General features: G+C 58.4%; 28 protein-coding genes, 1 tRNA gene and 1 riboswitch. Of the genes, 17 read left to right on the top strand and 12 right to left on the bottom strand.

What is annotated here, in order from left to right; genetic code table 11:
* Window positions 1-45 precede the first annotated feature (45 nt).
* Entirely contained in the window at window positions 46-2,709 is a 2,664-nt protein-coding gene (locus G452_RS0114005; protein ID WP_022662888.1) for a CBS domain-containing protein, read from the bottom strand.
* Window positions 2,709-3,674 (bottom strand): site-specific tyrosine recombinase XerD, encoded by a 966-nt coding sequence (gene xerD, locus G452_RS0114000; RefSeq protein WP_022662887.1) that lies wholly within the window; start codon window positions 3,672-3,674, stop codon window positions 2,709-2,711. Before xerD ends, G452_RS0114005 begins: the two co-directional genes overlap by 1 nt.
* A gap of 178 nt (window positions 3,675-3,852) precedes the next feature.
* Between xerD and G452_RS0113995 the strand changes: the two genes are divergently transcribed.
* The 10 genes from G452_RS0113995 (at window position 3,853) to cobI (ending at window position 14,211) form a co-directional block, all read left to right on the top strand.
* On the top strand, window positions 3,853-5,022 hold the full coding sequence (locus tag G452_RS0113995) for an LL-diaminopimelate aminotransferase (protein ID WP_022662886.1): 1,170 nt from the start codon (window positions 3,853-3,855) through the stop codon (window positions 5,020-5,022).
* 8 nt (window positions 5,023-5,030) lie between these two features.
* Window positions 5,031-5,522 carry a 2-amino-4-hydroxy-6-hydroxymethyldihydropteridine diphosphokinase gene (gene folK, locus G452_RS0113990; RefSeq protein WP_022662885.1) on the top strand — a complete coding sequence of 164 codons (492 nt, stop codon included), beginning with the start codon at window positions 5,031-5,033 and terminating at the stop codon, window positions 5,520-5,522.
* 41 nt (window positions 5,523-5,563) lie between these two features.
* Complete coding sequence (locus G452_RS0113985) at window positions 5,564-5,899, top strand: TRASH domain-containing protein (protein ID WP_022662884.1); 336 nt, start codon at window positions 5,564-5,566, stop codon at window positions 5,897-5,899.
* An 87-nt stretch (window positions 5,900-5,986) separates the two neighbouring features.
* Window positions 5,987-6,628 (top strand): fructose-6-phosphate aldolase, encoded by a 642-nt coding sequence (gene fsa / locus G452_RS0113980; RefSeq protein WP_022662883.1) that lies wholly within the window; start codon window positions 5,987-5,989, stop codon window positions 6,626-6,628.
* A 608-nt stretch (window positions 6,629-7,236) separates the two neighbouring features.
* Window positions 7,237-9,465 carry a tetratricopeptide repeat protein gene (locus G452_RS0113975; RefSeq protein WP_022662882.1) on the top strand — a complete coding sequence of 743 codons (2,229 nt, stop codon included), beginning with the start codon at window positions 7,237-7,239 and terminating at the stop codon, window positions 9,463-9,465.
* Window positions 9,466-9,491: 26 nt separating this feature from the next.
* A riboswitch (cobalamin riboswitch) is annotated at window positions 9,492-9,686 on the top strand.
* A complete protein-coding gene (locus G452_RS0113970; RefSeq protein ID WP_235619622.1) occupies window positions 9,651-10,739 on the top strand; it encodes a sirohydrochlorin cobaltochelatase in 1,089 nt (362 codons plus the stop codon). Its footprint overlaps the riboswitch before it by 36 nt.
* 63 nt (window positions 10,740-10,802) lie before the next feature.
* On the top strand, window positions 10,803-11,804 hold the full coding sequence (locus G452_RS0113965; RefSeq protein WP_155887753.1) for a FecCD family ABC transporter permease: 1,002 nt from the start codon (window positions 10,803-10,805) through the stop codon (window positions 11,802-11,804).
* Entirely contained in the window at window positions 11,801-12,676 is an 876-nt protein-coding gene (locus G452_RS0113960) for an ABC transporter ATP-binding protein (RefSeq protein ID WP_022662879.1), read from the top strand. Before G452_RS0113965 ends, G452_RS0113960 begins: the two co-directional genes overlap by 4 nt.
* Window positions 12,648-13,502, top strand: a complete 855-nt coding sequence (locus tag G452_RS19650; RefSeq protein WP_235619621.1) for an ABC transporter substrate-binding protein — start codon at window positions 12,648-12,650, stop codon at window positions 13,500-13,502. The genes G452_RS0113960 and G452_RS19650 overlap by 29 nt, the downstream gene beginning before the upstream one ends.
* A complete protein-coding gene (cobI, locus tag G452_RS0113950; protein WP_022662877.1) occupies window positions 13,495-14,211 on the top strand; it encodes a precorrin-2 C(20)-methyltransferase in 717 nt (238 codons plus the stop codon). Before G452_RS19650 ends, cobI begins: the two co-directional genes overlap by 8 nt.
* Here cobI and G452_RS0113945 read toward each other — a convergent pair.
* Complete coding sequence (locus G452_RS0113945; RefSeq protein WP_022662876.1) at window positions 14,208-14,627, bottom strand: bactofilin family protein; 420 nt, start codon at window positions 14,625-14,627, stop codon at window positions 14,208-14,210. The genes cobI and G452_RS0113945 overlap by 4 nt on opposite strands.
* 270 nt (window positions 14,628-14,897) lie before the next feature.
* Here G452_RS0113945 and G452_RS19645 point away from each other — a divergent pair, with 270 nt between their 5' ends.
* The 4 genes from G452_RS19645 to G452_RS0113925 all read left to right on the top strand — a co-directional run bounded on the left by G452_RS19645 (window position 14,898) and on the right by G452_RS0113925 (window position 18,465).
* Window positions 14,898-15,548, top strand: coding sequence for a TetR/AcrR family transcriptional regulator (locus G452_RS19645; protein WP_022662875.1), 651 nt, complete (start codon window positions 14,898-14,900; stop codon window positions 15,546-15,548).
* Between the two features lie 2 nt (window positions 15,549-15,550).
* On the top strand, window positions 15,551-16,567 hold the full coding sequence (locus tag G452_RS0113935) for a TRAP transporter substrate-binding protein (RefSeq protein WP_022662874.1): 1,017 nt from the start codon (window positions 15,551-15,553) through the stop codon (window positions 16,565-16,567).
* Between the two features lie 86 nt (window positions 16,568-16,653).
* Window positions 16,654-17,148, top strand: coding sequence for a TRAP transporter small permease (locus tag G452_RS0113930; RefSeq protein WP_235619620.1), 495 nt, complete (start codon window positions 16,654-16,656; stop codon window positions 17,146-17,148).
* A 3-nt stretch (window positions 17,149-17,151) separates the two neighbouring features.
* Window positions 17,152-18,465: a TRAP transporter large permease gene (locus G452_RS0113925; protein WP_022662872.1), complete on the top strand. Its 1,314-nt coding sequence runs from the start codon at window positions 17,152-17,154 to the stop codon at window positions 18,463-18,465.
* Between the two features lie 132 nt (window positions 18,466-18,597).
* Here G452_RS0113925 and G452_RS0113920 read toward each other — a convergent pair whose 3' ends face one another.
* Window positions 18,598-19,161 carry a ferritin family protein gene (locus G452_RS0113920; protein ID WP_022662871.1) on the bottom strand — a complete coding sequence of 188 codons (564 nt, stop codon included), beginning with the start codon at window positions 19,159-19,161 and terminating at the stop codon, window positions 18,598-18,600.
* 287 nt (window positions 19,162-19,448) lie between these two features.
* On the opposite strand from G452_RS0113920, the gene G452_RS21550 reads away from it, so the two are divergent.
* Complete coding sequence (locus tag G452_RS21550; protein ID WP_155887735.1) at window positions 19,449-20,087, top strand: DUF5343 domain-containing protein; 639 nt, start codon at window positions 19,449-19,451, stop codon at window positions 20,085-20,087.
* Complete coding sequence (locus G452_RS21545) at window positions 20,080-20,664, top strand: hypothetical protein (RefSeq protein WP_155887733.1); 585 nt, start codon at window positions 20,080-20,082, stop codon at window positions 20,662-20,664. Before G452_RS21550 ends, G452_RS21545 begins: the two co-directional genes overlap by 8 nt.
* A gap of 27 nt (window positions 20,665-20,691) precedes the next feature.
* Here the strand turns inward: G452_RS21545 and G452_RS19640 are convergent, their stop codons facing one another.
* The 6 genes from G452_RS19640 to rimI all read right to left on the bottom strand — a co-directional run bounded on the left by G452_RS19640 (window position 20,692) and on the right by rimI (window position 23,966).
* The gene (locus tag G452_RS19640) at window positions 20,692-20,940 is read right to left on the bottom strand and encodes a recombinase family protein (RefSeq protein WP_022662870.1); all 249 of its coding nucleotides are present in this window, start codon (window positions 20,938-20,940) and stop codon (window positions 20,692-20,694) included.
* Window positions 20,941-21,026: 86 nt separating this feature from the next.
* Window positions 21,027-21,113: transfer RNA gene (locus G452_RS0113910), tRNA-Leu, on the bottom strand.
* A 27-nt stretch (window positions 21,114-21,140) separates the two neighbouring features.
* Window positions 21,141-21,455, bottom strand: coding sequence for a preprotein translocase subunit SecG (gene secG / locus G452_RS0113905; protein WP_407636018.1), 315 nt, complete (start codon window positions 21,453-21,455; stop codon window positions 21,141-21,143).
* Between the two features lie 53 nt (window positions 21,456-21,508).
* Window positions 21,509-22,264 (bottom strand): triose-phosphate isomerase, encoded by a 756-nt coding sequence (gene tpiA / locus G452_RS0113900; RefSeq protein ID WP_022662868.1) that lies wholly within the window; start codon window positions 22,262-22,264, stop codon window positions 21,509-21,511.
* Window positions 22,261-23,460, bottom strand: a complete 1,200-nt coding sequence (locus G452_RS0113895) for a phosphoglycerate kinase (RefSeq protein WP_022662867.1) — start codon at window positions 23,458-23,460, stop codon at window positions 22,261-22,263. The genes tpiA and G452_RS0113895 overlap by 4 nt, the downstream gene beginning before the upstream one ends.
* On the bottom strand, window positions 23,457-23,966 hold the full coding sequence (gene rimI / locus G452_RS19635) for a ribosomal protein S18-alanine N-acetyltransferase (RefSeq protein WP_022662866.1): 510 nt from the start codon (window positions 23,964-23,966) through the stop codon (window positions 23,457-23,459). The genes G452_RS0113895 and rimI overlap by 4 nt, the downstream gene beginning before the upstream one ends.
* A gap of 88 nt (window positions 23,967-24,054) precedes the next feature.
* On the opposite strand from rimI, the gene G452_RS0113885 reads away from it, so the two are divergent.
* On the top strand, window positions 24,055-24,606 hold the full coding sequence (locus G452_RS0113885) for an NUDIX hydrolase (RefSeq protein WP_022662865.1): 552 nt from the start codon (window positions 24,055-24,057) through the stop codon (window positions 24,604-24,606).
* A gap of 21 nt (window positions 24,607-24,627) precedes the next feature.
* Here the strand turns inward: G452_RS0113885 and G452_RS0113880 are convergent, their stop codons facing one another.
* A complete protein-coding gene (locus G452_RS0113880) occupies window positions 24,628-25,416 on the bottom strand; it encodes an inositol monophosphatase family protein (RefSeq protein WP_022662864.1) in 789 nt (262 codons plus the stop codon).
* Window positions 25,417-25,457: 41 nt separating this feature from the next.
* Window positions 25,458-26,486, bottom strand: coding sequence for a rod shape-determining protein (gene mreB, locus G452_RS19630; protein WP_022662863.1), 1,029 nt, complete (start codon window positions 26,484-26,486; stop codon window positions 25,458-25,460).
* Between the last annotated feature and the right edge of the window lie 2 nt (window positions 26,487-26,488).

Raw genomic sequence — 26,488 nt, 5'->3', positions numbered from 1 at the left:
GGCAAGAGCACGCATCGGCAAGCGCCGCCGGGCACCCTCCCTCCGTCATCCTTGGCTGCTGCGGACCAACGAGGCAGCCAGCGCAAGCTGTTCATCGCGGCCCGGCGCTTCTCCGTCGATGGCTGCCGCCAGAATCTTGCGTAAAATCCGTGTGTAGGCAGGTCCGGGCTCCAGGCCGAGTCGCTTGAGATCCGTGCCGGAAATGTCCAGGACATGAAAGCGCCAAATGGTCAAATATTGCGAAATATACTTTCTTATCAAGTCCTTGCGGCTTTTTGCCATGAGAAAAAGCGCGCCTTCGAGCGGCAGTCTTTCGAGGACGAAATAAATATCACTGGGGCGTGAAGCGTCTTCCTTCCAGTTCATGAGCTTGCCCAGCGCCTCCCCCACAAGCTCGCGCGTGGAAAGATGCTCGCGCTCTTCCGTGCTTGTCAGGCCGAGACGGCGCAAAACCTGACTGGCCTCCTTGCGTTCCATGTTCATGGTCAGGGCCAGGAAAAAGAGCTTCCAGCTGACGACGGGCGGCTCAACGTAGAGCAGGGTATAGAGCGTGCGGACGCGTTCCAGTTCTTCGAGCAGTTCCGATCGTTTGGGAGTGAGTTCAAGCAATGGGTGGATCGCTTGCAATATTTTCATTTCCTGAAGCCGCTTGAGGCATTGCGAAGGATGCTCCTCTTCCATGATCAGTTGAAGCTCATGGAATATGCGGGTTCCGGAGAGGCGGTTGAAAAGGCTCAATTGCAGCGCATTCTTGATGAGCCTGTTGGTCTGGCCGCCGATCTGGAATCCGAAGCGCTGCTCGAACCGAACGGCCCGGAGAATGCGCGTCGGATCTTCCACAAAGCTCAAAGAGTGCAAAACGCGGATGGTGCGGTCCTTGATGTCCTTCTGGGCACCGAAAAAGTCGACCAATGCACCGAAATTCCCGGAGGAAAGATTGACCGCCAGGGCATTGATGGTGAAATCGCGCCTGGAGAGGTCCATCTTGATGGAGGAAAGCTGCACCGTGGGCAGGGCTGCGGGCCGTTCGTAATATTCGAGCCGCGCAGTGGCCACGTCGATGCGCATATCGTCGGGAAAGATGACCACGGCGGTCTTGAATTTCAAGTGGGCCTTGACGCGCGCATTGTGACGCTCGGCAAAGGCACGGGCAAAGGCGATGCCGTCCCCTTCGACAACGAGATCAAGGTCCATGTTCGGCCTGTTCAGCAGTATATCACGGACGAATCCGCCCACCGCGTAGACCACGTAGTTCATCTCCTGGGCCAGTTGTCCGGCGTCCTGGAGCAGGGCGAGCATGTTTTTGGGAAGCCTCCCGCGCATCACCGAAAGGATGTTCCGCTCGCGGTTGCGCTCGGGAACAAGGCTCTCCGGAATGCGCGCCGGCTCCTCGATGAGCAGGTTGAGCAGGTCGGTGTTGGTGATGATCCCCACGACCCGACCCTTTTCGACAACGGGCAGCAGTCGTTGCCGCTTGCCCAGAATGATCTCCATGACCTTATAGAGGTCCGTATCCGGGGGAACCGTGGCGAAATTCGTGCCCATGTATTCACTCACGGGCTGCTCGCCAAGCTGGTGGGTCATGGCCTTGTCCGCCACGGAGTGCTCAAGGAGTCCCACGCACTGCATGGTGGCGCGCCTGACAACGGGCAGCCCCTTGAAGCCGTACCGGGTCATGATCTCGACGGCCTCGCGCATTGTCCTTGAATCCTCGATGACTACGGCCGGCCGCGACATGATGCTGTCCACGGCGAGTTGCGGATTGACCAGGGAGTAGAGCAGGGCGAAAAGATCATCGCGCGCTTCGGAGGGGGTCTTGTCCTTGATCGTGGCCGACGCTGCAAAGGCGTGACCGCCGCCACCGAAAGAAGCGCAAATCTGCCCCACGTCCACATCCGGACTGCGCGAGCGGGCTACAAGATGGATGCGGTCGCCCATGCGTCCAAGGGCGAAAAGCACCCGTATGTTTTCCATGTCGATGAGCTTATGAACCAACAACGCAAAATCACTGACATAATGGTCAGTGCTCATTTGCGTGATGACTACTTCGACGCCGTTGACGTCGTGGCTGGTCGCATTTTCCAGAAGCTCACCGAGGATGGATATCTGCTGCGCGGAAAGCTCACGGCTGAGCAGGTCGGAGATGACGCTCAGGTCCATGCCGTGATCGCGCAGCCAGGCCGCAGCCGTGAAATCCTCCGGAACGGTGGAGCTGAAGGTGAACGACCCGGTGTCCTCGAATATGCCGAGGCCGAGCATGGTCGCCTCTTCGCCGTTCACCGTCAGATCCTGCTTCATGATCTCGTGGACCAGAATGGTCGTGGTGGAGCCCCATTCCCGATAGACTTCAAGAACGGCGGGCACATCCTCGTCGGAATCAGGATGGTGGTCATAGGTATGGATCACCACGCCAGGCCGGTCGAGCAGGGATTCCACATGCGGGACACGGGAGCGCTGCCGGGTGTCCACCAAGACCAGGAGCTTGACGGTCTCCGGATCTATTTCTTTGAAATTTCTGAAATTAAAAAGATATGTTGCGCTCTGGATGTAAAAATTGCGAAGATCCTTTTCCTGACTGCCGGGGAAAATGAGCGCCGCGTCGGGATAGAGCTTCCCCGCCGCGACAATGGCGGCCAGCGCATCGAAGTCCGCGTTGGCGTGGGCCGTTATCACCGTATGGGCCTGAATCTTGCCGTCCTTCTTGAGCATCAATCGTCCTTGTTCATGTCGGCGCGAGGGTGATATTTATGATGTATGCGCATCAACCTGCCCGTTTCCACATGGGTGTATATTTCGGTGGAACTGATGTCCGCATGGCCAAGCAATATCTGCACGCTTCGAAGGTCCGCACCGCCTTCGAGCAGGTGGGTGGCAAAGGAGTGACGAAAGGTGTGCGGGGATATATCGCGCCGAATTCCCGCCTCCTGGGCATATCGCTTCACGCTTTTCCAGACGGCTTGCCGGGTCAGCCCCTTGCCTGATCGGTTCAAAAACATCCGGTCCTGCTTCGGCGAAAATTCCGGACGCCAACGCAGCAGATATTCGGACAGAATGCGCTGCCCTTCGTAATGAACGGGTACAAGCCGCTCCTTGCTGCCTTTGCCGAAAATCCGCAGCAGTCCTGCCTGATCGTCATAATCCAATGGACGCAATTCAATCAGCTCGGACACCCGCAGCCCCGAAGCGTAGAGCAGTTCCAGCATGGCCTTGTCTCTTGCGCCGAGCTTGCTCGTTTGGTCAGGTCGAGCAAGGATGCGCGCCATTTCCTCCCGCGACAGGACTTCCGGCAGCGTCTTCGGCAGTTTCGGGTTCTGCAGAAGGCGTGCGGGATCTTCGGCCACTAGGCCCTCCTCGGCGAGAAAGGCGAAAAAACCCCGAAGAGTGGAAATGTGGCGGGCCAGGGTGCGGCTGGTCAATCCGCGAGCCCGAAGCCGCGTCAAATAGAGAAACAGGGAACCGTTGTTCACGGCATCAAGCGGGCAGCGCTTTTCTTCGGAAAAGGCCAAAAAAGAGGCTAAATCGCGCGAATAATTCTCAAGGCTGTTTTCGGAAAGCCCTTTTTCAAGAAGCAGGGTCTCCAGATACCTGTCGATCCAGGGATGGGAGGAGGGGGGCGTTTCGGCCCTCAGCGGCAACACGCCCTGGGAGGAAGGTCTGGTCGCATCGGCGCTCATGCTGTGATTAATCTCCAAGCCTTGATTTTACATGAAAAACATCATAGATAGCAATCAATTGATATGTGCATATTACAGAAGGATACCTGGGCCATTGCTGGAGCGCAAGAGGGCACGGCATTGACAGAGCGGGCCAGCCATTTTAAAAGGCAGGTTGCAAAATTTTAAGGAGTTCTTCATGCCCAATTTCGAACTTGCCGAAAGAGTCGCCAGTCTGCCCCCCTACCTTTTCGCCGCCATCGACAAAGCCAAAAGCGAAGTCGCGTCGCAGGGGATCGACATCATTTCCCTCGGCATCGGCGATCCCGACATGCCGACTCCGGATTTCATCATTGACGCCCTTTACGAGGCAGCAAAGAAACCCGCGAACCATCAATATCCGTCCTATGTCGGCATGATGCGTTTTCGCGAAGCCGTCGCAGCCTGGTACGCTGAGCGCTTCGGCGTCCAGGGCCTTGACCCCAAGACCGAAGTCATCACGCTGATCGGCTCCAAGGAAGGCATCGGACATTTCCCTTGGGCCTTCATCAACCCCGGAGACATGGCTCTGGTCTGTTCCCCGTGTTACCCGGTCTACGCCACGGCGGTGCGATTCGCCGGAGGCACCGTGGAATACCTGCCGCTGCTTGACGAAAACGATTTCCTGCCGGACCTGGACGCCATCGACGAGGCCACCTGGAAACGGGCCAAGATGATTTTTGTCAACTATCCCGGCAATCCCACAGCAGCTACCGCCAACCTCGACTTCTACTCCAAGCTCATTGCCAAGGCCAAGGCCACGGACACGATCGTGGTTTCCGACCTCGCTTATTCCGAGATCTACTACGACGCGGCCCAAAAGCCGCCGTCCATTCTGGAAGTCCCCGGCGCCAAAGACGTGGCCATCGAATTCCATTCCCTGTCCAAGACCTACAACATGACCGGCTGGCGCATGGCCATGGCCGTGGGCAACGCCCAGCTCGTGCAGGGCCTTGGCAAGATCAAGGAAAACGTCGATTCCGGCGCTTTCAACGCCATCCAGGAAGCGGGCATCGCCGCCATGGAAAAAGGCGAACCCTACGTGGAAAAGGCGCGAGCCATTTACAAGGAGCGCCGCGACGTCACCTGCGAGGCCCTGGCCGCCGCAGGCATCGAGCATCGCGTTCCCGAAGCTTCGGTCTTTGTTTGGGCCAAAGTTCCCGGCAAAAAATCCTCTGCGGAATTCGTCACGGACCTGCTCAAAACCACCGGCGTGGTCGTCACGCCGGGCAGCGGCTTCGGCAGCAGCGGCGAAGGCTACTTCCGCATTTCCCTTACCGTGGATACGGAAAGGCTCAAGGAGGCGGTATCACGAATCTCCCAACTGTAGATGTCTTCGTGGCGCTGGGTTCCAACCTGGGCGACCTGGAAGACAATCTCAATCAAGCGCTTGCACGCATGGAGGCCTACGGCGAGGACATCACGCTCGAGGCCATGTCGTCCACCTATGTTACCGAGCCTCAGGGACCGGTCACGGATCAGCCTTGGTTCCTGAATCAGGTGGCCTGGTATAAGGTGGACAAGGAAATCTGGTCCCCGGAAGGCTTTCTGTCCGCGCTGCTGGCCATTGAGGACCAGATGGCCAGGGAAAGGGGGGAGCCGGGCGGACCACGAATCATCGACCTCGACCTGCTTCTGTTCGGCGAACTGGAGCAGACCACGGGTTTTCTGGATGTTCCGCATCCGAGAATGCTCGAAAGGGCGTTTGTTCTCGTTCCCTTGCTTGAAATCGCCCCTGATCTCATACTGCCGGACGGCACCAGCGTAAAAGAAGCGTTGGCCAAACTCGACTACAAGCTTGAGGATGGACGAATTTCTCAAAAGATCTGACCAGTCTTCAAGCATCGCTTGAAGAAGAGAGGAGGGCGGCCATGTCCCGTTTCCTGTTCATCGCCATTGCCATCGGCATCATCTATGTTTTGCTCAAAGGCGACAAAAAGAAGAAATCCGAACGTCGCGAAAAGGATGAAGCACGACTTAAAGCATCGGGTGATCTGGTCAAAGATCCTATCTGCGGTTCGTTCGTCGACAAGGATGGACATATCCGGGTTCGCCAAGGCGAGGAAGTCCATCACTTCTGCTCCTACGAATGCCGTGATAAGTTCCTGAAAAGAATAGAGAGTGCCAAGCCAGTCGAAGCGTCCTCCGAATCGGCCGCAGAAACGGCGGACACGGCGCCGGAACCGGACGATTGCGACAAGGCATGATTTTCTCGTTACATTGTGCTACCTTTCCAGGCGCGGATTCTTTCCGCGCCTTTTTTATTCATATTCCAACACGGAGGGCAGCAAAATATGCAGTTTTTTCTCGACACCGCCAATCTTGAAGAGATTCGCAAGGCCAAGGAATACGGTCTCATCGACGGCGTGACGACCAACCCGACGCTGCTTTCCAGGGAATCGGGCGACTGGAAACAACTGGTGGCAGCGATTTGTCGGGAAGTTGAAGGGCCAGTCAGCCTTGAAGTCTTTAGCGAAGAAGCCGAGGAGATGCTCGCGGAGGCCCGCGAACTGGTTGCCATCGGGCCCAACGTGGTGGTGAAATGCCCCTGCACGGCCAACGGCCTCAAGGCCTGCAAGAAGCTCGCGGAAAACGGAATCAACGTGAACATGACGCTGGTTTTTTCACCGCTTCAGGCGCTTTTGGCCGCAAAGGCCGGAGCAGCCTATGTCAGTCCTTTTGTCGGCCGGCTCGACGCAGTCGGGCATTTTGGAATGGATCTGGTGAAACAAATCGTATCAATCTACGAGAACTACGATTTTTCCACGCAGGTTCTGGTCGCCAGCATTCGCAATCCGACCCACGTCCTTGAATCCGCTCTCATAGGCGCTGACGTGGCCACTGTGCCGTTTTCCGTCCTCATGGATCTGCTGAAACACCCCTTGACCGAAAAAGGGCTCAGAGCCTTCGTGGAAGACGCGGCCAAACTCGCATAAAGTTTCAGCCTGCACCAAAAGCGCAGGTCGGCACATAAGCTGACGGCTCCATAAAAAATGAAGAACTGGTCTGTCTGCGCGATTCCCTAAACAATGAAACAGCTCAAGTATTGCTGGGGCAGCGGCATTCCGTTGCCCTATTTTTGACCGAGCTTTGTCTCATAATGTATATTATGTTAACTTTTGTCCGTGTTCGAACAGTCCAGGCGACTCTTCTCTTGCGGTTAACGCTCTAGAATGAAAGCTAAAACATGATTGTATGGATAAGCGACGATGCGTTTACGGTCAGACCTCATGGCTGGTGACAGCTTGCTCATTGAATCTCCATTTCCACGTCCGCCTGCCGGAACCATCCGCTTGAAGGATCCGATTTGCCAAGGCCTGCCCCGTGCCACCGCATATCGCTGCTTGTGTTGCGAAGGCATCACCATTATATTTGAAAAATATGTGCGAGTTTTCGAACCTCTTCACGGGATGGGTTCTTCAACGGCTCAAAGCAGGCTTCCAAATTTCGACGGAGAAGCGTTTTTCAGGCTGCTTCCTCACGGATGCCTTTAAACGATCTTAAATCGCAACTCGAACCAAATCTGGACGATTACGGCACGATCATGAACATAAACTATTTTTTCCGCATGGTTCTGCTCTTCTTGATCATGGTCTCCTGTCCGCTGCAGAGCTTGGCCGCCCAGGTAGCGGCCTCCGGCGTTTCACCGGACTTTGAAGGAGCATCCGCTTCGGATGAAGCTTCCGTGACGGCGGCTGCCAGCAATTCGACCTCCGAAGCCCTGGAAACCGACCAGACGAGCACCGGACAGGAACGCAACGTCAACAACCAGACCTATGAAGATTGGCTGGAGAGATACCGGGCCTGGGACAAGCTGGACAACGTGTATGCCGAAAAGCAGGAGTCCTCTGAGGCGACGCTGAAACGCATTCAGAATCTGCTCGAGGCTGGCCAGCCGGACAAGGCGTTCCACCTCGTGGAACAAACACCGCCCTTCACGGACAACAATGCCACGGAAAGCACCCGTCTCTGGTACGGCGGTCGTGCCTTGCGGGCGCTGGGTTCGCCGAATCAGGCCGTCATGTGGTTCACTCAGGCCGGGAACCTGCTTTCATCGCAGGACATGCGAAGCAGATTCGCCAAGGAATACGGCCTGGATGTGGTTTGGAGCGATGTTTTCCGCAACCTCTTCTGGACGTATGTATCCACCTACAGCTTGAATCGCGAAGCGCAAGAGTCGTTCCTGCAACTCGTCATCGACCAGGCTCTTATTGTTTGGCCCCAGGACGCGTTCTGGCGCAAGACTTCCGACATCTTCTCCTCCACGCAGGCAAAAAAGGAATCAGCTTCAACGGAAACGGAAAGTGCAAACCGTGAGACGTATTTCGTCAACAAAAACGACCGAAAACGCATTTCGCAAGCGCTTGCCGCCGCCAGCCTGGAATCCAGAGACGCCCTTTCCTACCTGGATGAAATCCAGAACGAGGAAGTCCGTTTGTTTTGGACAGACGTGCTGACGGCCCTTTCCGGAAAGGAATCCACAGAGCACGACACGGCTTTTGAAGAAAAGCGTTACGTCAAGGCGGCTTCTTTCCTGGGAGCCCAGCCCTTCAAGCGTTTGTTGAAAGATAGAGAGCAATGGATATACAAGGTCGAAGACGACCGACTGAAGATTTTCATCGGCAACATGCTTTCGCTGTCTCCTGAGCGGGCCGAGGAAATCTTCGAAGCCGGAGAAGAAGAAAAGCTCATGCCGGATGCGGCCCCGCTCGACGGGGTCAACAAATTCCGTCTCGCCGTGGCGTTCATCTCCGGAAACACCAAGGCCGCCAGGGAAAACTGGGACGCTCTTCAGCCGGAATATCTGCCGCTCTCCCTGCGGCTGGCAGGCATGATTCTCTTCAATCTCGACGTGTCCGCAGTCACGGGAGTGGCGGACACGGATACGCAGAGCAACAGGCTGCTGGCGACCCTGGCCAGCGCCGCGGGCAACGCCCCTTCCCAGGCCTACGAAGCGCCGTTCTGGGTTCGCGTGGAGCCGGGCAAGATCAATGCGACCATGCTCAACGCCTGGCCCCTGGACAAGGAACTGGTCTTTGCGGGCTGGCGCGAACAGTGGCTGGCGAATCCCACGACCGAACTGGCCCGGCGCATCGCCTTTCTCTTCCCGGACCAGCAGTTCGGAATGAAATGCGCGCTGTACCTGGCCGACAAAGCCGTCGCCGACAAGCAGCTTGGACTGGCATCCTACTATCTCGGTGCGGTCGCATCGGAAGACGCCAATGCGACGCTCCAGGCCAAACGTCTTGAAATCAAGGCGGAACTGGAAATCGCCAGGGATCTCATGCCGGAAGCCTATGCCACGTATCAGGCATTGCTGTCCTCCGGCGCTCCCATCTCGGACGTGACCAGGCTGAAAATCGCTTTCCTCATGCAGCAGATGGGCAATCTGGAAGGCGGACAGGAGAATCTGCGCACGCTCTGGAAAAAACGCGACACCTTCAGCACGGCCATGCAGGCGGAGATACTCTTCTACCTCGGCGAAGGGGAAGCCGCGCTCGGCAACCAGGACCAAGCCCTCGACGACTATCTCCAGCTCGCCTGGCAATATCCCCAGGAAAGCATGTGGGCGCTGACGGCTATGTACCGTGCGGCCAACATCTACGAAGAGCGTGAACAATACGAACCTGCGGTTCGGCTGCTGCAAACGGTCATCAAGAATGCGGAAACGCCGAAGCAGAAAGAAGCGGCCACTTCCCGGCTGGACAGCATCAAAGGCAAGATGGGCAAACCCTCGGATGCCGGACCGGGCGCGTTGCCCTATCCATTCTAGTGCGGCTTGACCGCGAAGAGGCCATGTCGTAAGCAATCTTTTCGGGTGTCCATGCCGAACAATCGGCCACGGATGAAAAGGGAATCCCGTGCAAATCGGGAGCGGACCCGCCGCCGTAAATCCAGAGACCGACCTTCCTACACGCCACTGGGCCGCTGCGCCTGGGAAGGCGGAAGGATCGGGGGATGAGCCGGAAGACCTGCCCGTACGACAATGTTTGTTCCAAAGGCAACGGGGGCTTTTTTGCCGATGGAACCACGTGGGGGAAATACGGAACCCTTGCGGCAACATGCCGCAAGGGTTTTTCCTTGTTGCTCCCCCTCACCGCCCCCTCTGCGGAGGGTAATTCGATGATGCGTTCTTCACTTGTTCCATGTAATCGCGTTTCGCGTTCGCGACGTGCTGTTTGCCTGTCGATCGCGCTGCTTCTGCTGTTCTCTAGCTCCATTGCCTCGGCCCATTCCAGCAAGACCGACAAAACCGGCATCCTTCTGGTAGCCTTCGGGTCGAGCGTCAGCCAGGCCCAGTCGTCCTTCAGCAACATCGACGCAAAGGTGCGCGCGGCCTATCCGGACATCCCCATATATTGGGCCTACACGTCGCACACCATCCGCGCAAAACTCTCCAAGGAAGGCAAGGAGCTGCTTTCCCCGGCCCAGGCTCTGGCGCTCATGGCCGCACAGGGATACACGCGGGTCGCCGTCCAATCCCTGCACACGATCCCCGGCGAAGAGTTCAGCAATCTTGAAAAAACCGTACAAGCCTTTCGCTCTTTTCCCGACGGCATCGCCCACATCGAACTGGGAGCGCCACTGCTTCTGACCACGAGCGACCTGGAGAAAACGACGGATGCCCTGCTTGCCGACATTCCGACCGAACGCCGCAAGGACGAAGCCGTCATCTTCATGGGGCACGGAACGCCGCATCCTGGAAACGTCTACTATATAGCCATGCAGGAGATGCTGCACTCCCGCGACGCCAAGGTCTACCTCGCAACGGTCGAGGGCACGCCGGATTTGGATCAGGTCCGAACCCGACTCAAGCGCGACAAGATTAAAAAAGTCTGGTTGATGCCCTTCATGTCCGTGGCCGGGGACCACGCCCGCAACGACATGTCCGGTCCGGAAGATGATTCTTGGGCGAGTATCCTCAAGAAAGACGGCATTTCCTGCATTTCCGTGCTCAAAGGCACTGCCGAGTACGACAATGTGGTCACAATCTGGCTTGATCATCTCGATCAAGCCTTCAAACGGCTTCCGACGCAGCCGAAGTAAAGGTTTGGGTTCATGGTCAGCCGGTCCCGGAACAATCCATCGTCAAACATGCATCGCGCTGCCATGCTCACGACGCTCGCGCTGCTGGTTGCGACGGTGGTTTCTCTGGGACTGGCCGTCCTGCCCGGAGCCTATCCCATTCCCACTTCCGGGGTGCTGGACGTTCTGTTCGGCGGCGCGGGCGACAATCCCGCCTGGAGAACCGTGGTTCTGGATATCCGGCTGAGCCGGATCTGCCTTTCGTGGCTGGTGGGCGCCGGACTGGCCGGTGCCGGGGTGGTCTTTCAGGGACTGCTGCGCAATCCCCTTGCCGACCCCTTTACTCTTGGGGTTTCCAGCGGAGGAGCCTTCGGAGCCTCCCTGGCGATCACTCTGGGTTTGGCGGGTTCCAGCGGATTATTCGGCCTGGGCGCGCTCCCTTTCGCCGCTCTTCTCGGAGCCCTTGGAGCCTTGTGCGCGGTCATCGCCCTGGGCCGCATCGGCGGCAAGCTTCGCCGCGAAACACTGGTTCTCGCGGGTATCGTCGTCTCCACCTTCCTCTCCGCCTGCATTTCCCTGTTCAAGGCGCTCAACGAGGAATCCGTGTCCGCCATCGTCTTCTGGATCATGGGCAGCCTCCAGGGGCGCGGCTGGGAGCATGTGTATTTGATGCTCCCCTATTTTCTTGCCGGTTTCGCGCTCATGACTATGCATGCACGCGAGCTGGACCTGCTTTCCCTGGGCGAAACCCAGGCCAGGCAGCTAGGCGTACGGACCACGCGCACCCGCATCGCCCTGCTTACGGGTGCGGGACTCGTCACTGCGGCTGGAGTGGCCGTGGCCGGGGTCATCGGTTTCGTCGGACTCGTGGTTCCCCACATGGTCCGACTGGCCCTGGGAGCCGAACACCGCCCCCTGCTGCTCAACTCCGCCTTGCTCGGAGGACTCCTGCTGGTCTGGTCCGACGTTGCTGCGCGGGCAATCCTTCCTGGCGGGGCGGAACTCCCGGTGGGAGTCATCACCGCCCTGCTCGGCGGCCCGTTCTTTTGCTTCCTGCTGCGGGTCAAGCGAGGTCAAGAGACATGAGCCACGAACAAGCGCTGCTGCAATGTCGGAATTTGGCGCTGGGCTACGGCAGGAAGAAACAGGTGCTCTCCGGCATCAATCTTTCGCTGCGACGGGGGGAGCTGGTTGCCCTGCTCGGACCGAATGGAGCGGGCAAAAGCACTTTGATCGCAGGGCTCTGCGGCCTTTCCTCGCCGCTTCAAGGAGAAGTCCGTCTCCAGGGAGACTGCGTGAGCACGCTCTCGCCCCGCATCGTGGCCAGGCGCTGCGCAGTGGTTCCGCAGCGGATCGAGCCCGCCTTCGGATTGCGGGTGCGAACCCTGGTCGGCATGGGCCGATACGCGCGGCTGCCCTTTCTCGGAAATCCCGGCTGCGACGACGAACGGGCCGTGGACGCCGCACTGGACGCCACGGGAACTTCCGAGTATCAACGCCGCCCTGCGGATCAACTCTCGGGCGGGGAGCTGCAGCGCGTCCTGCTGGCGAGAGCCCTGGCACAGGAGACTCCGCTGCTCCTCCTGGACGAGCCGTTTTCCGCCATGGATGCGGCCTGGAGAATCCGCTGCTTCGATCTCCTGAAACGGACAACCGCACAGGCCGCCGCGCTGGTGGCCCTGCACGACGTCAATCTCGCTGCGCTTTACTGCACGCGCATCGTTTTTCTCAGAAATGGCGGCGTCGCCTTTGACGGCCCGCCAAAGCAGCTGTTCACGGAAACAGCCTTGAGCGAGTTATATGAAACCGAAATCAAGATCGGAACGCACCCGGTCACGGGCGACCCGCAGGCGTTTCCTGTTCCCGGCGCTGCTGCCTGTTCCGGCGCTGCTGCTCCTGGCCCTCGCAGCGGCGGCCGCTCCGCTCCGGGTGCAGGACGACCTCCAAAGAACCATTGAACTGCGCGAACCGGCGCGACGCATCATCGCCCTCTACGGCGCATTCAATGAAATCCTCTATGCCATGGGGCTGGGAGATCGTTTGCTGGCTCGCACGGACGCCGACCGCACACCACCGGAAGTCGCGTCCCTGCCGAGCATCGGCACCCACATGCGCCCCAACGTGGAGCGCATCGTGGGCCTGGGGCCGGATCTGGTGTTGCAGATGGGCGGCCGAAAGGAATCGGCCCGCAGCGTCGAGGATCTGGAACGATTCGGTGTGACCACGGCCCTGTTCCGGGTAACGAGCTTCAGCGAGCTGTTTTCGACCATCGAACGGGTCGGCGCGCTCACTGGAGCCCCGGACAAGGCCGCCGCCCTGGCAGATTCCATACGCGCTCGCCTGAACGCCGTGCAGGATCGTCTGCATGCAGCGACGCATAGACCGAGCGTGTTCTTCGAAGTTCGTTCCGGCAATCTCCTGGCTGCGGGGCAAGGGTCGCTGGTCAGCGACATCATCCGCCTCGCAGGAGGAGAAAACTGCGTTCGCCTTGACGATAAACTGGCGCGCCTCAGCGAGGAAGAACTCCTGCGCCTGCGGCCCGAAGCCTATGTATCGCAGCGCGGCCCCATGAACCCGGACCCGACCGATATCCGCCAGTCCGAAAGATTCGCCCAGTTGCCGGCGGTACGTTCAGGTCGAGTGCTCATTGTGGACGAACAGATGTTTTCCCGGCCCGGCCCGCGAAATGTGGACGCCGTGGAACTGCTGGCCGGATTCCTTCATCCAGATATTTTCCCGGAATTCGCCGCGCGCGCGGCCCAAATGGAGCAAACCGATGACTGAAGAATACGGAATTTTGTATGGAGTGGGCGTCGGCCCCGGAGACCCGGACCTGCTGACGCTCAAGGCCGTGCAGACCCTGGGCCGCGTCGAGAGCATTTTTGCCAGTTCTTCGACCAAGAACGGCTTTTCGCTGGCGGAATCCATCGTCCGGCCGCACCTTCAGCCGGATACGGCGGTAATGCGTTTGCAATTTCCCATGACGAGCAACGCCGAGACGCTGGAACTGGCCTGGACGGCAAATGCCGAAACGATTCTCAAGCACCTGGCCGCAGGCGAAGACGTGGCCCTGGTCACGCTGGGCGACCCCCTGCTCTTCAGCACCTTCGGCTATGTGCTGCAAAAGGTGAGACAGCTTCGCCCGGAACAGCGGGTCGAAATCATCCCCGGCATCACCTCGTTCCAGCAGGCTGCCGCCGCAACCGGAACCATTCTCGCCGAGGCCGGAGAAACCCTGCACATCCTTCCCGGGACCATGCCCGCAGATGCGCTGCGCAAGCATCTGGATCAAGCGGACAACAGCGTGATTCTCAAGGCGTATAGAAACTTCGGCACGATTTGCGACACGCTCGACGCGCTCGACCTCAAGCGCAGGAGCCTCTTTGTCAGCCGCCTCGGCCTGGAAGGCGAGTTGATTTGCCGGAACCTGGATCAGGCGCCGAAAAACCCGCACTATTTGTCTTTGCTGCTGGTAAAGAAAAACAAGAATTAAGCGTTTTTCAACCAAGCCCTGGGCAGGGTCGAGCCGAGAGGTTCGGCGTGGCGCGCAAACAGGGATCGCCGCGGCCTGTCTTCATTCGCTAAGGAGGCCATTCGAATCCGGCCGTTCAATAGGGAGCCTTCCTCGGCTTCGATCCGGCCCACGTCCAGATTTCCTTCCACGCTGGCCCCCGCGCGCAGAGTGAGCTTTCGCTCGGCCACGACGTCCCCACGGAAACGCCCGAACACGTCAAGCTCGCCGACGTCCAGGGTTCCCCGCACTTCCGCGTTCGGGCCAATGATCAATTGCCCCTTGGTGCGAATGTCGCCGTGAAAATCCGAATCAATGCGGGCAGAACCCTCGAATTCGAGAAGCCCGCTCCAGTGGCTGCCGTTGCCGAGAATGCAGAGTGTATCTTGCTTGGACATGAACGCCGTATGTAATCACATTCGGATCGACCTTCAAGAACTAATTTATTCTTTCTTATCAACATCTTCACAACTACAATATTCGACATTGACGGATATCTGCCTTTTGCTGCCGCCATTTCTTCTAAAAGCTTCAAGTACATCCTGTCCACAAACCATCTGAGCGGCTGCTCCCGGATTGCGTCTTCAGCTTGACATGACCTGCCGCTTCAAATACTTGTAGCTAAAATTGACCAGCGGTCACTTTTTGACCAATGGTCGGAGGCGGACATGGCGAGACGACAGCAAGAAAAATCCCGGCAGACCAAGGAAGAACTCCTGGCCTCGGCCATGTCGCTCTTCGGGCGCAAGGGATTTGCCGCCACGACCATCTCCGAAATCACCCGCGAGGCAGGTTACTCAAAAGGAAGCTTCTACAGCCATTGGGTCGGAAAGGATGACATCTTTCTGGAAATTCTGGAAAGAAAAATGGGAGAATATCGAAAGGCCCGCGCCGAACGCATTCGGGAAGCCGTTACTTTCGAAGAATTCTTCGACGTCATTTGGGACTTCCTCGAATCCATCATGGACGACATGAACTGGTCCAAGGTCTTTTTGGAATTCACCATTCACGCTTCCCGCGACGAACGTCTCAAGGCGGAGCTGAATCGCAGCAAATACCGACTCTCAAACGAAATTTTCAAGGATCTGATCGGAGGTTATGTCCTTACGGACTGCGCTTTGGAAAAAATCGGATCTTTGAACACGGCCCTTTTCGAAGGATTTCTAATCCAGAACGTGTTGCAAACCGACGTGCTCAGCCGTCAGGACGTGCGCCGTGCCGCACTTGCCTTAGCCAAGGCCCTCTGCCTCGGCGAATCGCAACATTGCACATGCACACCGGGCGGAACTGAACACGAGAACCCCGAGAGCAAGGAGTAACCATGCGCTGGCAAAGGCTTTTTCTGCTGGTTCTGACCCTGGTGCTGCTCGCGCCGGCCCTTCCTTCCCAGGCAGGACCGATCAAGTTGAGCTACAGTTGCTTTTTCCCCCCCACCCACGTGCAGTCCCAGCTTGCTGAAGCCTGGTGCCGCGAAGTGGAAAAACGGACGGACGGCAAAGTTCAGATCGACTACTACCCCGGCGGAACCCTGACCAAGGCCAACCAGTGCTACGACGGCGTGGTCGAAGGCATCTCCGACATCGGCTTTTCCGCCCTGGCCTATTCCCGCGGACGTTTTCCGGTCATGGCCGCAGTGGACCTTCCGCTGGGATACACTTCCGGCATGGCCGCCACGGAACTGGCCAACGCGGTTTACGCGCAGTTCAAGCCTGGCGAACTCGACGACGTGAAGGTCATGTATTTCAACGCGCACGGTCCTGGACTGCTGCACACCAAAGGCAAGCCCGTGCGGACGCTGGAGGACATCGCCGGACTCAAGCTGCGCGCCACCGGAAACAGCGCCCTGCTCGTCCAGGCTCTGGGCGCCACCCCCGTGGCCCAGTCCATGCCGGATGCCTACCAGAGCATTCAGAAAGGCGTGGTTGACGGCGGCATGTACCCCGTTGAGACCAACAAGGGCTGGAAAATGGCCGAGGTCGTCGACTACATGACCGAAAACTATTCCACGGCCTATACCACGACCTTTTTCGTGGTCATGAACAAGGACCGCTGGGCAGAGCTGCCTGCGGACGTGCAGGCCGCCATCACCGAGGTCAACGCCGAATGGATCGCCAAGCACGGCAAGGCCTGGGACGACAGCGACGTGGCCGGCCGGGCGGCCTTCCTCGCCGAGAAGGACAACCAGATCATCCCCCTTTCCGAAGAGGAATCCATGCGCTGGAAAGCCGCCGCCACTCCCATTCTCGATGATTACGTGAAGCAGGTTGCGGCCAAGGGCGTGGACGGCAAAGCGGTATTGGAATTCACCGTCAACAAGCTGAACGAACTACAGAAATAGGAACGCCGTTTTCAAGGAAACCAGGCAGGCCCAGGCCTGCCTTTTCCATGGTCGAGAATCGGCACCGCAAGTCAATGGTGGATATGATGCAAACGCTTTTCGCCCTTCTGGACAAGGCCCGCGTCTCCATGCGCGCGATTGCGGCCTTTTGCCTCTGCTGCATGGCATTGGTCACGGGCACCGACGTAGTCGGCAGACTCATGGGCAGCCCCGTTTTCGGCTCCGAGGAAATCGTGACCATGCTCGCCGTGTTCGTTGTCGGGTTGAGCCTTCCCGATGCCCATGCCCAGCGCAGCCACATCGGCGTCGAAATATTCGTGCGCTATATGCCCCGCGCCCTTCGTCGCGCCCTGCGACTTGTCACCAACGCAACGGCCCTCGTGCTCTTCGCCATCGTGACCTGGCGCATGGCGGATTACGGATTGACCATGCGCGAGTCCGGCGTGCGTTCAATGAATCTGCAACTCCCGGAATATCTGGTTGTTTTCGTGCTCGCATTCGGATTCCTCATCTTCACGCTTCATCTGCTGCGGGACGTGCTGGAGCTGTTCAACCCGAATCCCGCCAAAGGCACGGAATAAGCAATGGACCCGACCCTCATCGGCATCATCGGCATCGTGGTCATGATCGCCCTGTTCATGACCCGCATGCCCGTGGCCTACGTCATGGCCCTCGTGGGATTCGTGGGCTTCAGCATCGTCGTCTCGCCCAAGGGCGGCATGAATCTGCTCTCGCGCAACATTTACTCCGCTTTCGCATCCTACGACCTGAGCACGATCCCCCTGTTCATCCTCATGGGCCAGATCGCCTTCAACTGCGGCATCAGCCGCAAGCTCTACGACACGGCCTATCGCTTCTTCGGCCACGTCAACGGGGGACTGGCCATGGCCACGGTCACGGCCTGCACAGGATTCGGCTCCATCTGCGGGTCCAGCCCGGCCACGGCCGCGACCATGGCCACGGTCGGCATTCCTGAAATGAAGCGCTTCGGGTATTCCGACGAACTGGCCACGGGATCCGTGGCTTCCGGCGGCGGCCTGGGCATGATCATGCCCCCCAGCGTGGTGCTCATCGTCTACGGAGTGCTCACCGAACAATCCATCGGCGAACTGTTCGTCGCGGGCATCATCCCCGCGCTGCTGCTTACGCTGCTCTTCATCGCAGCCATCTGGCTGGTCTGCCGCCTGGACCCGACCCAAGGCCCTCCGGGCGAGCGGTTCACCCTGAGGCAGCGCCTGCGTTCCCTTACCGGGCTTGTGGATACCCTGGCGGTCTTCCTGCTCGTGGTCGGAGGCATGTTCGTGGGCTGGTTCACGCCCACGGAAGCGGCTTCCATCGGCGTACTGGGCATGGCTTTTCTTGCGCTTCTCCGCCGGCAGCTGACCTGGAAGGCGCTCGTCAAGTCCCTGCACGAAACGCTGCGCACCTCCTGCATGGTGCTTTTCCTCATTGCTGGCGCCGTGGTCTTCGGGAAGTTCCTGGCCGTCACGCGCATTCCGTTCGACATCGCCTCCTGGGTGGCCTCCTTTGACCTGCCCGCCTTCGCCATCATGGCCGTCATCGTGCTCATCTACTTCATCGGCGGCTGCTTCATGGATTCCCTGGCCCTGATCATGCTGACCATCCCGGTTTTCTACCCGGTGGTGCAAAGCCTCGGCTACGACCCGATCTGGTTCGGCATCATCATCGTGCTGGTCACCGAAATGGGCGTGATCACCCCGCCCGTAGGCATCAACGTCTACGTGGTCTACGGCATCACCCAGCAATTGCGCTCAGGCATCCGCCTGGAATCGATATTCAAAGGAATTGCGCCTTTCCTCGCGGCCATCATCGTGGGCATCGCCCTGCTCTTCGTCTTCCCCAAGCTCATCCTCTGGCTGCCAGCCCTCATGTACTAGATCGCCCGGCCCGCCAACGACAAAACAGAGAGCCGCCCGGCCTTGGCCGGGCGGCTCTCTGTTTTGCGCGTCCACATTCCGAGTGCCGGAACAACAGGGATCATCAGGTGCGGAAGAAAACCGGATGGAGCGTCAACAGGAATTCGCGCTCCGCCAAAGTCTTCGATTCGTCTCCAGCAAACGAAGCAAGGCGTCTCCCAGCAGCCGCAGCTCGGGACTCATGACCCCGTACCTTTCCGTCGCCTCAATGAAATCCTTGATATGCCGCTCGTAATCCTTATGCACGGAAAGACCGTCAGGCAGATCTTCCAGAGAGTCGGCAAAGCAGAAGAGAAATTCAAATGCGAAGTGGAGCATGTGATACTCCACGGTATAGGCGTGAAAAAATGCCTGGGACATGTTCACGCCGAGACAGCAGACCTGGCGGAGATTCTTGGCGCTCTCAAAATTGCGCCGCATGTCCTTCAGAACGTCATCCGGCGAGTCGAACAAAGGCGGCATCATCCCGTCCCTGGCGAGTTGGTGCAGATGCAGCCAAAGCCTTGCATGCTTCTGCTCCTCCTCGGCCATGCCGCGCCAGAAATCGCCAAGATCAGTTTTTCTGAACTGCTCGGCAAGATTGAAATACGTCTTGGCCGCGACAAGATCGGTTTCGCGTGCCAACTCTATGATCTCCAGCAACTTTTCCTCATGCATATTGACTCCTTGCTATCAAGGCTATCTCATCCGAATCCGCGTTGCAAACACAAAGAAAAAAGGGTCGCAGCCTTTCAGCTGCGACCCTGTGGTCTTCTATGGTGCCGAGGGGGGGATTCCCGCATCTCCCGCCTCATGCTTTGAAATCATTTGGCTTTTTGCCTTCGGTTGTGAGCCTTGGTGTACCAGTTTGGGGTAGCAGTTGGCAAGGGCGATCATGTCACATAAAAACGTTGAACGAATGCAGACGATTTAATATGCTCGCACAAACAATAGTGGAGACCACGATGAACTACCCCAGTACGCAAGTTTCCAACAAATTAAATAAGTTGCTTGGAGAAAAGCTTAGAGAGGTTCAAATTCCCAAGATTGTCGACATCAAGTGGCTTAAATCACTTGGCTTTAATGGGTCCAACGACAACGGCCTGCTTACCATTTTAAAATTCCTTGATCTTATAAGCGCCAAAAACGTCCCTACTGAACGGTGGGCAGAGGCAAGACGAGATCTTGGCGGGCACCTGGCTACTATTCTTCGAGAAAAGTATAGCGATTTATTTGCGTTATACCCCAATGCACACCTTGCAGAGCGTAAGGAGCTAGGTAACTTCTTTCTCCAAGAGACTGACAAGGGCCAAGTCACGGTCAATCGAATGGTTGCCAACTTTCAAGCGTTAGCGAAACTCGCGGATTTTAATAGTGAGCACCGGCCTAATCAGATCTCAGACTTCAATCCTGAAGAGCTTGCCTCGCCAGGGCAAACACTTGCGACTGCAGATCCTTCTATTACCAAACCTGTAGGAACTTACCAAGCCCAAGGGCTTACAGTGAACTTAAACATCCAGCTAACTCTTCCGGAGTCAACGAACGCTGAGCTTCTTGAACAGTTATTCTCATCGATGCATAAGCATCTATTACCAAATGATTAAAAACGGCATACAACTGACAACACAGTTTGCTGAAAAGATGAAGAGCTTCGAGATTGAAGCAAGAAACATCCTTTCCACGCACGAAACATCCCCCGATAGGGTGATCACTCTAACAACAACACGGCAAGCTATCGTTGGACTTTCACTCCGACAAGCCCAATTGTTCCGGCAGGCTGTGAGATGTGTTGAGCATCGCATCTATAAAGCGGCGCACGTCATGGCTTGGGCAGCTTTCATGGACTTTCTTGAGGACAAGCTTACAGAAGACAACTTCAGGCATCTTCACAATGCCTTCCCCAACTGGACTGACTGGGCGGCTGTAGAAGATTTACGAGAAAATGTAGTTGAGCATCAGCTCATAGGCGCTGCTCACCGGTTAAGCCTGATTGGCAAAAGTGAAGAAAAAATACTTCAAGGCTTGCTAGCCAAACGCAATGAATGCGCACATCCGAGCAGCTACAGCCCAGGCATGAACGAAACACTGGGCTACGTAGGTGAGCTTCTTCAGCGAATTAAAGACATCCAACGACGCTCTTGTAAGGTTCGCCCCAAAAAACCTCGCAAACAAAAAGACTGATCCCCTCAAAAGAGAAAGACAAACAAATCAGACCGCCCTACCCGGTGGCCCCGATAGAGCGTCTGCCGACTGACCCCGTACCCCGTACTCCAGGGCCAGGGCCTTCTTCTCCTCCCCAGCATCCACCCTCGCCTTGATCTCCTTAACCTGTTCCGGATTGAGCATGGACGTCCTGCCACAGTGCTTGCCCTTGGCCTGAGCCTTGGTGATGCCCTCCCGTTGACGCTCCTTGATGATGGCCCGCTCGAACTGGGCCACGGCACCCGCGAGCGACACAACGCTTGAAATGCAATCAGCGGGCGGAGCCAAACGCCAAAGAAAAAAGGGTCGCAGCCTTTCAGCTGCGACCCTTTGGTCTTCTATGGTGCCGAGGGGGGGACTCGAACCCCCACGACCTTTCGGTCACTACCCCCTCAAGATAGCGTGTCTACCAGTTCCACCACCTCGGCACAGTCAACTAATGAGGGTAAAAACTCTTATTCGCTCTTTCCGTCCTGGGCAGGAGCCGGAACCGGGGCTGCGGGCTGGACAGGCGCCGGAGCGGTCTGCTCCACGGCATGTCCTTCCATGATCGACCCGGTGGGTTCCTTGGTCAGGATGTTGTAGGTCAGGGAGGTCAGCAGGAACACTGCCGCCAAACCGGCGGTGACCTTTCCAAGCAGGCCCCCGGCGCCGCTGGCGCCGAACATCGTCTGGCTGCCGCCACCAAAGATGGCGCCCATGCCTTCCTGCCCGGACTGGAGCAGGACAACGACGACCAGGAAAATACAGGCCAAAATGTGAATGGTCAATACCAAAGTTTCCACGTAACTCCCTCGATCCTTTGCTGTTCTCTGGACGCAAGTCAGGCGAGAACAATTTTGCTGAAGCTCTCAGCAATCAAGCTCGCGCCTCCTACCAATACGCCGTCCACATTGTCAAGCGCCATTATTGCGCCCGCGTTGTCCGGCTTGACCGAACCACCATATAAAATTCTGATTTCATTTGCAATAGCCGGAAGAAGCTGCTGCAATTTTTTTCTTACGTGGCCATGCGCGGTTTGGATCTCATCCGGTCCGGCCACTTCTCCGGTGCCGATGGCCCAAACAGGTTCGTAGGCGACCACGAGGTTTTCCGCAAGGGTCTTCTTGGGGATATCGGCGAGCCCGGCTTCGAGTTGGCGCGCAAGCACCTCCTCGACACGCCCGGCTTTGCGCTCCTCGACCTTCTCTCCGATGCAGAGAATCACCTTCAAACCGTGTTCCAGGCCGAAGGCCGTTTTCCGGCCCACCAGGGCGTCATCCTCGCCGAGGACGTGCCTCCGCTCGGAATGCCCGGTCAGGGCATAGTCCGCTCCCAGGTCGGCGAGCATGGCCGGGGATATTTCCCCGGTAAAAGCGCCTTCCTGCGCCGGATAGAAATCCTGGCCGCCCACGTGGAGCCCCTCGATCGGCGTCAAGACGTCCGAGACGGCCTTGAGCGAGGTGAAGGGCGGAATGATCAGCACTTCTCGCCCCGCGGGCAATTTCCCGTGCAGAAGTCCGGCCAGTTCGGACGCTGTTGCCGAAGCCTGGTCCCAGGTCTTGTACATCTTCCAGTTGGCGGCCATGAGTTCTTTCATTTCGAATACTCCTTGAGAGCCTTGAAGCCGGGAAGCTCCTTGCCTTCCATGAATTCCAGAAACGCCCCGCCGCCCGTGGAGATGAAGCTGAAGCGGTCGGCAAGCCCCGCGAGATGGACCACGGCGTCGGTGTCTCCCCCGCCGACGATGGTCCGGGCGTCTTCCAGTTCCGCGATGCAGCGGCAAAGACTCAGAGAGCCCTCGGCAAAGGCTTCGCGTTCGAAGAGTCCCATGGGGCCGTTCCAGACCACGGTACGGGCGCTGCGCAGGGAGCTACAGTATTCCTTGACCGTTTGCGGCCCCACGTCAAGGATCACCGCGTCTTCGGGCACGGAATCGACTGGGCAGGTTCCTGCCGGGCGCTCGTCCTCGACGCTGTGGGCATAGACCACGTCCGTGGGCAGATGCACGACCACCCCCCCGGCCTTGGCCTCGTCCAGGATCACGCGGGCCTCGTCGAGCATGTCGCGCTCGGCGAGAGAATTGCCCACTGCGTGACCGAGCGCCAGCAGAAACGTATTGGCCATGGCCCCGCCGATGATCAGGTGGTCCACCTTGCCGAGCAGATTCTTGAGAATGGCCAGCTTGGAGGAAACCTTGGCACCGCCGGAAATGGCCACATAGGGCCGCTCCGGAGAAGCGATGGCCATTTGAAGGTATTCCCATTCCTTCTTCATCAAAAAGCCGGCGCAACAGATCGGGGCGTGCGCCGGAAGGTCCACCACCGAGGCATTGGGGCGGTGCGCGACGCCGAAGGCGTCGTTGACGAAGACGTTGCAGAGGGAAGCCAGACGCTTGCCGAAATCGCCGCGGGCTTCAGGAGTCTTGCCCAGCTCCTCGGCATGGAACCGCAGGTTTTCCAGCATGAGCACCTGCCCCGGCCGGAGCGCTCCGACCAGGCGCTCGACCTCCTGCCCCACGCAATCCGGGGCCAGGGGCACGTCCATGCCGAGCAGTTCGCCCAGGTGGCGCGCCACGGGCGCGAGGCTCAGTTCCGGCACGGGCACGCCCTTGGGCTTGCCCAGGTGCGCGCAGATAACCAGGGCCGCGCCCTGGTCGAGGATATAACGCAGAGTCGGCAGGGCCGCACGGATTCGGTTGTCGTCGGCGATGACGCCCTTGTCCAGCGGGACGTTGAAGTCCACGCGGATCAGCACGGTTTTGCCGTTCAGGCTCACTTCATCTATGAATTTCATCCCTCACTCTCCTTGGACTGTTCTGCTTTCGAAGCGGGCGCATTATGCCCCAAAAAAGAACATCTGAAAAGGAGCGCGTCCTCCTTGGTGTCGGGATAATACCTCTTCCGCTCTCCATAAAGCTCGAACCCGAACCGCAGGTAGAGCGCGATGGCCGCCTCGTTGGAACGCTTCACGTCCAGAAAGCCGTCTTCGGCCCCGGCCTCGCGGCAGACGGCGAACAAGGCGCGCATCAAGGCCGAGGCCAGTCCCTTGCGGCGAAAGGCGGGGTGCACTGCGAGGTTGAGGATTTCCATCTCCCCGGCCACGAGGGAAAAAGCCAGGTACGCCGTTGGGCGGCCATGCTCGATGATTCCGAGAATCCGAAAAGCGCCCTTTTCAAGGCCGAGACGATACTGTTCCTCGCTCCAATGATACTCGAAACAGCGCCGCTCCAGCCGCATGAGCCCCGGAAGATCCTGTACTCCCAATTCCACGACGCGTGGACCGCATCCACAGTTGCGCACTGTCCGCCCTCCCTCGGTGCTCCGGAAAAATGGCTTGCCTGCAACGAAATTTACCGTAGAATTCCAGCCGCGTCACGGAGAGAAAAGCATGAAGACCATAGCACCAGCACAAGCGCCCCAGGCGGCCCCCAAAAGCGTCGAGGTCATGGACACCCGCAACCGCCCGCTCCTGGTCATGCCCCTGCCCGACGTACACAGGCAGCTCCTGCCGCATCGCTCCGTGACGGTGCTGATCTACGATCAGGAAAACAAGCTTTTCCTGCAAAAACGCAGCCATAAAAAATCCATCTTCCCAGGCCGATGGGATGTGTCTTCCAGCGGACATGTTCTGGCCGGTGAAGCCACACGCGACGCGGCCTTGCGCGAATTGCGCTTCGAGCTGGGCATCGAGGCGGAAAGATTGCGCTTCGTGCAGAAGCTGCCTTCTTCCCCGGGCACGGGCTTTGAATTCACCACGGTTTTCGCCCTGGATCGATACGCTCAGGAAATGGAGCCAAACCCCGACGAGGTGGAAGAAGGCTATTTCTACAGCGCCGAGGAGATTCATTATCTCGTGCGCGAATTCCGCGAGCTGCTCACCCCAGGGCTTGTGCATCTCTGGGAAGTCGGTCTGCCCTTCCCTTCCTGGGACGTTCTATAGTGGACGATTCTTTCGGCGCGATCAGGAGCTGAGCAGATCGCTCATCTGTCCGTGAATCAGACCGTTGCTGGCGAGTATGGACGAGTCTCCCGGCGAATAGGGCACGTTCTGATCATAGCATGACACCTGCCCTCCAGCCTCCTCCACAAGCAGAATTCCGGCAGCCGTGTCCCAGGGTTTGAGCGCCCTTTCATAAAAGCCGTCATAGCGCCCGCAGGCAACATAGGCCAAATCCAGCGCGGCCGCGCCAGGACGTCGCACGCCGCGCGTGCGGGGAAGCATCTTGCCGAGATGGTCCAATATTTCAGGCAAGTATGTATTGATATCATACGGAAATCCCGTGGCCACAAGCCCCTGGGAAAGATGATCGGTTTCGGAAACGCGGATGGGCTTTCCATTGCAGAACGCCCCTGCCCCGCGTTGCGCGGTGAAAAGTTCGCCCAGCAGCGGAAGATTGATCAGACCAAGGAGCGGAGCGCCTTCGTGCCAGAGCGCCACGGAACAGGCCACGAAAGGAAGCCCGTGCGCAAAGTTCGTGGTGCCGTCCAAGGGGTCGATGATCCAGGTCAGGTCGCCCAGTCCTGCTTGGGAGGCGGATTCCTCGGCCAAAATGCGCGAGCCCGGAAGCAGGCCCGCGAGGCGCTCCTTGAGCAATTCCTCAACGGCCACGTCCGTTTCCGTGACGAGATCATTGTTGCCTTTTTTTCGGATATCCTTGGGCAGCCTGAAGTTGCGGGCAATGAGACTGCCTGCCTCCGACACGGCCTGACGCGCGTCTTCCAGCAGCAGTGCGGAATCGAAATCCGTCACGTCGCGCTCCCTGCGGTTTGCGGACAACGTCCAGCCGCAGCTCACCTGTCGAGCAGGACGTGATCGAGATCCGCGTTCTTTTCCAGCACCTTCGCCGTCCCCCGAACCACGGTGGTCAACGGATCGGCGTCTCTCCGGACCTTGATGCCGCAATCGCGGCTGATGAGGTCGTCCAGGCCCGCGAGCATGGACCCGCCTCCGGCGAGCAGCAGGCCGTTGTCGTAGATGTCCGCGGAAAGAGAAGGCGAAGTCCTTTCCAGTGCGTTGCGCACGGCTTCCACGATGGCTCCCAGAGGTTCCCGGATGGCCTTGCGCACGTCGCTGTCCGTGGCCACCACCGAGGAAGGGGCTCCGTCCACGAGATTCTTGCCGTAGACCTGCATGGTCCGGGGCTCGCTCAGGGCAATGGCCGCGCCGACCTCTATCTTGACCTTGTCCGCTATGGTCTCGCCGATGAGGAGCTGTTTCTTGTCCTGGAAGTAGCGTTGGATCGCCACGTTCATGGCGTCTCCCGCGACGCGCACGGACTCGGCGAAAGCTATGGACGACAGGCTGATGACCGCGACCTCGGAAGTACCGCCGCCGATGTCCAGCACCATGTTTCCGAGAGGCTCGCGAATGGGCAGGCCCGCGCCTATGGCGGCGGCCAGGGGTTCGATGATCAGGTCCACCTGGCGCGCGCCCCCTTCCATCCCGGCTTCGATGACCGCGCGCTTTTCCACGGGGGTCACGCCCATGGGCACGCAAATGACCAAACGCGGCTTGAAGATGTTCATCTTGCGGCTGGTGTCGCGCACGAAATGGGCGATCATCTGCCGCGCAGCGTCGTAGTGGGCGATGACCCCGTTGCGGATGGGCCGCAGCACCTGGATGCGTTCGGGAGTCCTGCCTATGTACGCCTTTGCCTCTCGACCGACGCAAATGATCTTGTCGGTATAGGTGTCTATGGCGATCACGGAGGGTTCGTTGGCGACGATTCCCTTTCCCGGCGCGGCCAGCAGGATATTGGCCGTGCCCAGATCCATGGCCAGACTCTGGCCACCGAATAGAGCCGATAGTTTCCGTATCAACG

The sequence above is a fragment of the Paucidesulfovibrio longus DSM 6739 genome (genome assembly GCF_000420485.1).
Taxonomy (GTDB): Bacteria; Desulfobacterota; Desulfovibrionia; order Desulfovibrionales; family Desulfovibrionaceae; genus Paucidesulfovibrio; species Paucidesulfovibrio longus.
This window is presented reverse-complemented; position numbering and strand designations above follow the sequence as displayed.

Bases quoted from the DNA above. Each gene is read 5' to 3' on its own strand.
- G452_RS0113975 (WP_022662882.1), top strand. From the start codon at position 7,237: ATGAACATAAACTATTTTTTCCGCATGGTTCTGCTCTTCTTGATCATG.
- G452_RS0113970 (WP_235619622.1), top strand. From the start codon at position 9,651: ATGAGCCGGAAGACCTGCCCGTACGACAATGTTTGTTCCAAAGGCAAC.
- fsa (WP_022662883.1), top strand. From the start codon at position 5,987: ATGCAGTTTTTTCTCGACACCGCCAATCTTGAAGAGATTCGCAAGGCC.
- G452_RS21550 (WP_155887735.1), top strand. From the start codon at position 19,449: ATGAACTACCCCAGTACGCAAGTTTCCAACAAATTAAATAAGTTGCTT.
- xerD (WP_022662887.1), bottom strand. From the start codon at position 3,674: ATGAGCGCCGATGCGACCAGACCTTCCTCCCAGGGCGTGTTGCCGCTG.
- G452_RS0113995 (WP_022662886.1), top strand. From the start codon at position 3,853: ATGCCCAATTTCGAACTTGCCGAAAGAGTCGCCAGTCTGCCCCCCTAC.
- G452_RS0113960 (WP_022662879.1), top strand. From the start codon at position 11,801: ATGAGCCACGAACAAGCGCTGCTGCAATGTCGGAATTTGGCGCTGGGC.
- G452_RS0113965 (WP_155887753.1), top strand. From the start codon at position 10,803: ATGCTCACGACGCTCGCGCTGCTGGTTGCGACGGTGGTTTCTCTGGGA.
- G452_RS21545 (WP_155887733.1), top strand. From the start codon at position 20,080: ATGATTAAAAACGGCATACAACTGACAACACAGTTTGCTGAAAAGATG.
- G452_RS0113925 (WP_022662872.1), top strand. From the start codon at position 17,152: ATGGACCCGACCCTCATCGGCATCATCGGCATCGTGGTCATGATCGCC.
- G452_RS0113920 (WP_022662871.1), bottom strand. From the start codon at position 19,161: ATGCATGAGGAAAAGTTGCTGGAGATCATAGAGTTGGCACGCGAAACC.
- G452_RS0113935 (WP_022662874.1), top strand. From the start codon at position 15,551: ATGCGCTGGCAAAGGCTTTTTCTGCTGGTTCTGACCCTGGTGCTGCTC.
- G452_RS0113930 (WP_235619620.1), top strand. From the start codon at position 16,654: ATGCAAACGCTTTTCGCCCTTCTGGACAAGGCCCGCGTCTCCATGCGC.
- G452_RS0113885 (WP_022662865.1), top strand. From the start codon at position 24,055: ATGAAGACCATAGCACCAGCACAAGCGCCCCAGGCGGCCCCCAAAAGC.
- G452_RS19645 (WP_022662875.1), top strand. From the start codon at position 14,898: ATGGCGAGACGACAGCAAGAAAAATCCCGGCAGACCAAGGAAGAACTC.
- G452_RS0113895 (WP_022662867.1), bottom strand. From the start codon at position 23,460: ATGAAATTCATAGATGAAGTGAGCCTGAACGGCAAAACCGTGCTGATC.
- G452_RS0114005 (WP_022662888.1), bottom strand. From the start codon at position 2,709: ATGCTCAAGAAGGACGGCAAGATTCAGGCCCATACGGTGATAACGGCC.
- cobI (WP_022662877.1), top strand. From the start codon at position 13,495: ATGACTGAAGAATACGGAATTTTGTATGGAGTGGGCGTCGGCCCCGGA.
- tpiA (WP_022662868.1), bottom strand. From the start codon at position 22,264: ATGAAAGAACTCATGGCCGCCAACTGGAAGATGTACAAGACCTGGGAC.
- G452_RS0113945 (WP_022662876.1), bottom strand. From the start codon at position 14,627: ATGTCCAAGCAAGATACACTCTGCATTCTCGGCAACGGCAGCCACTGG.
- G452_RS0113985 (WP_022662884.1), top strand. From the start codon at position 5,564: ATGTCCCGTTTCCTGTTCATCGCCATTGCCATCGGCATCATCTATGTT.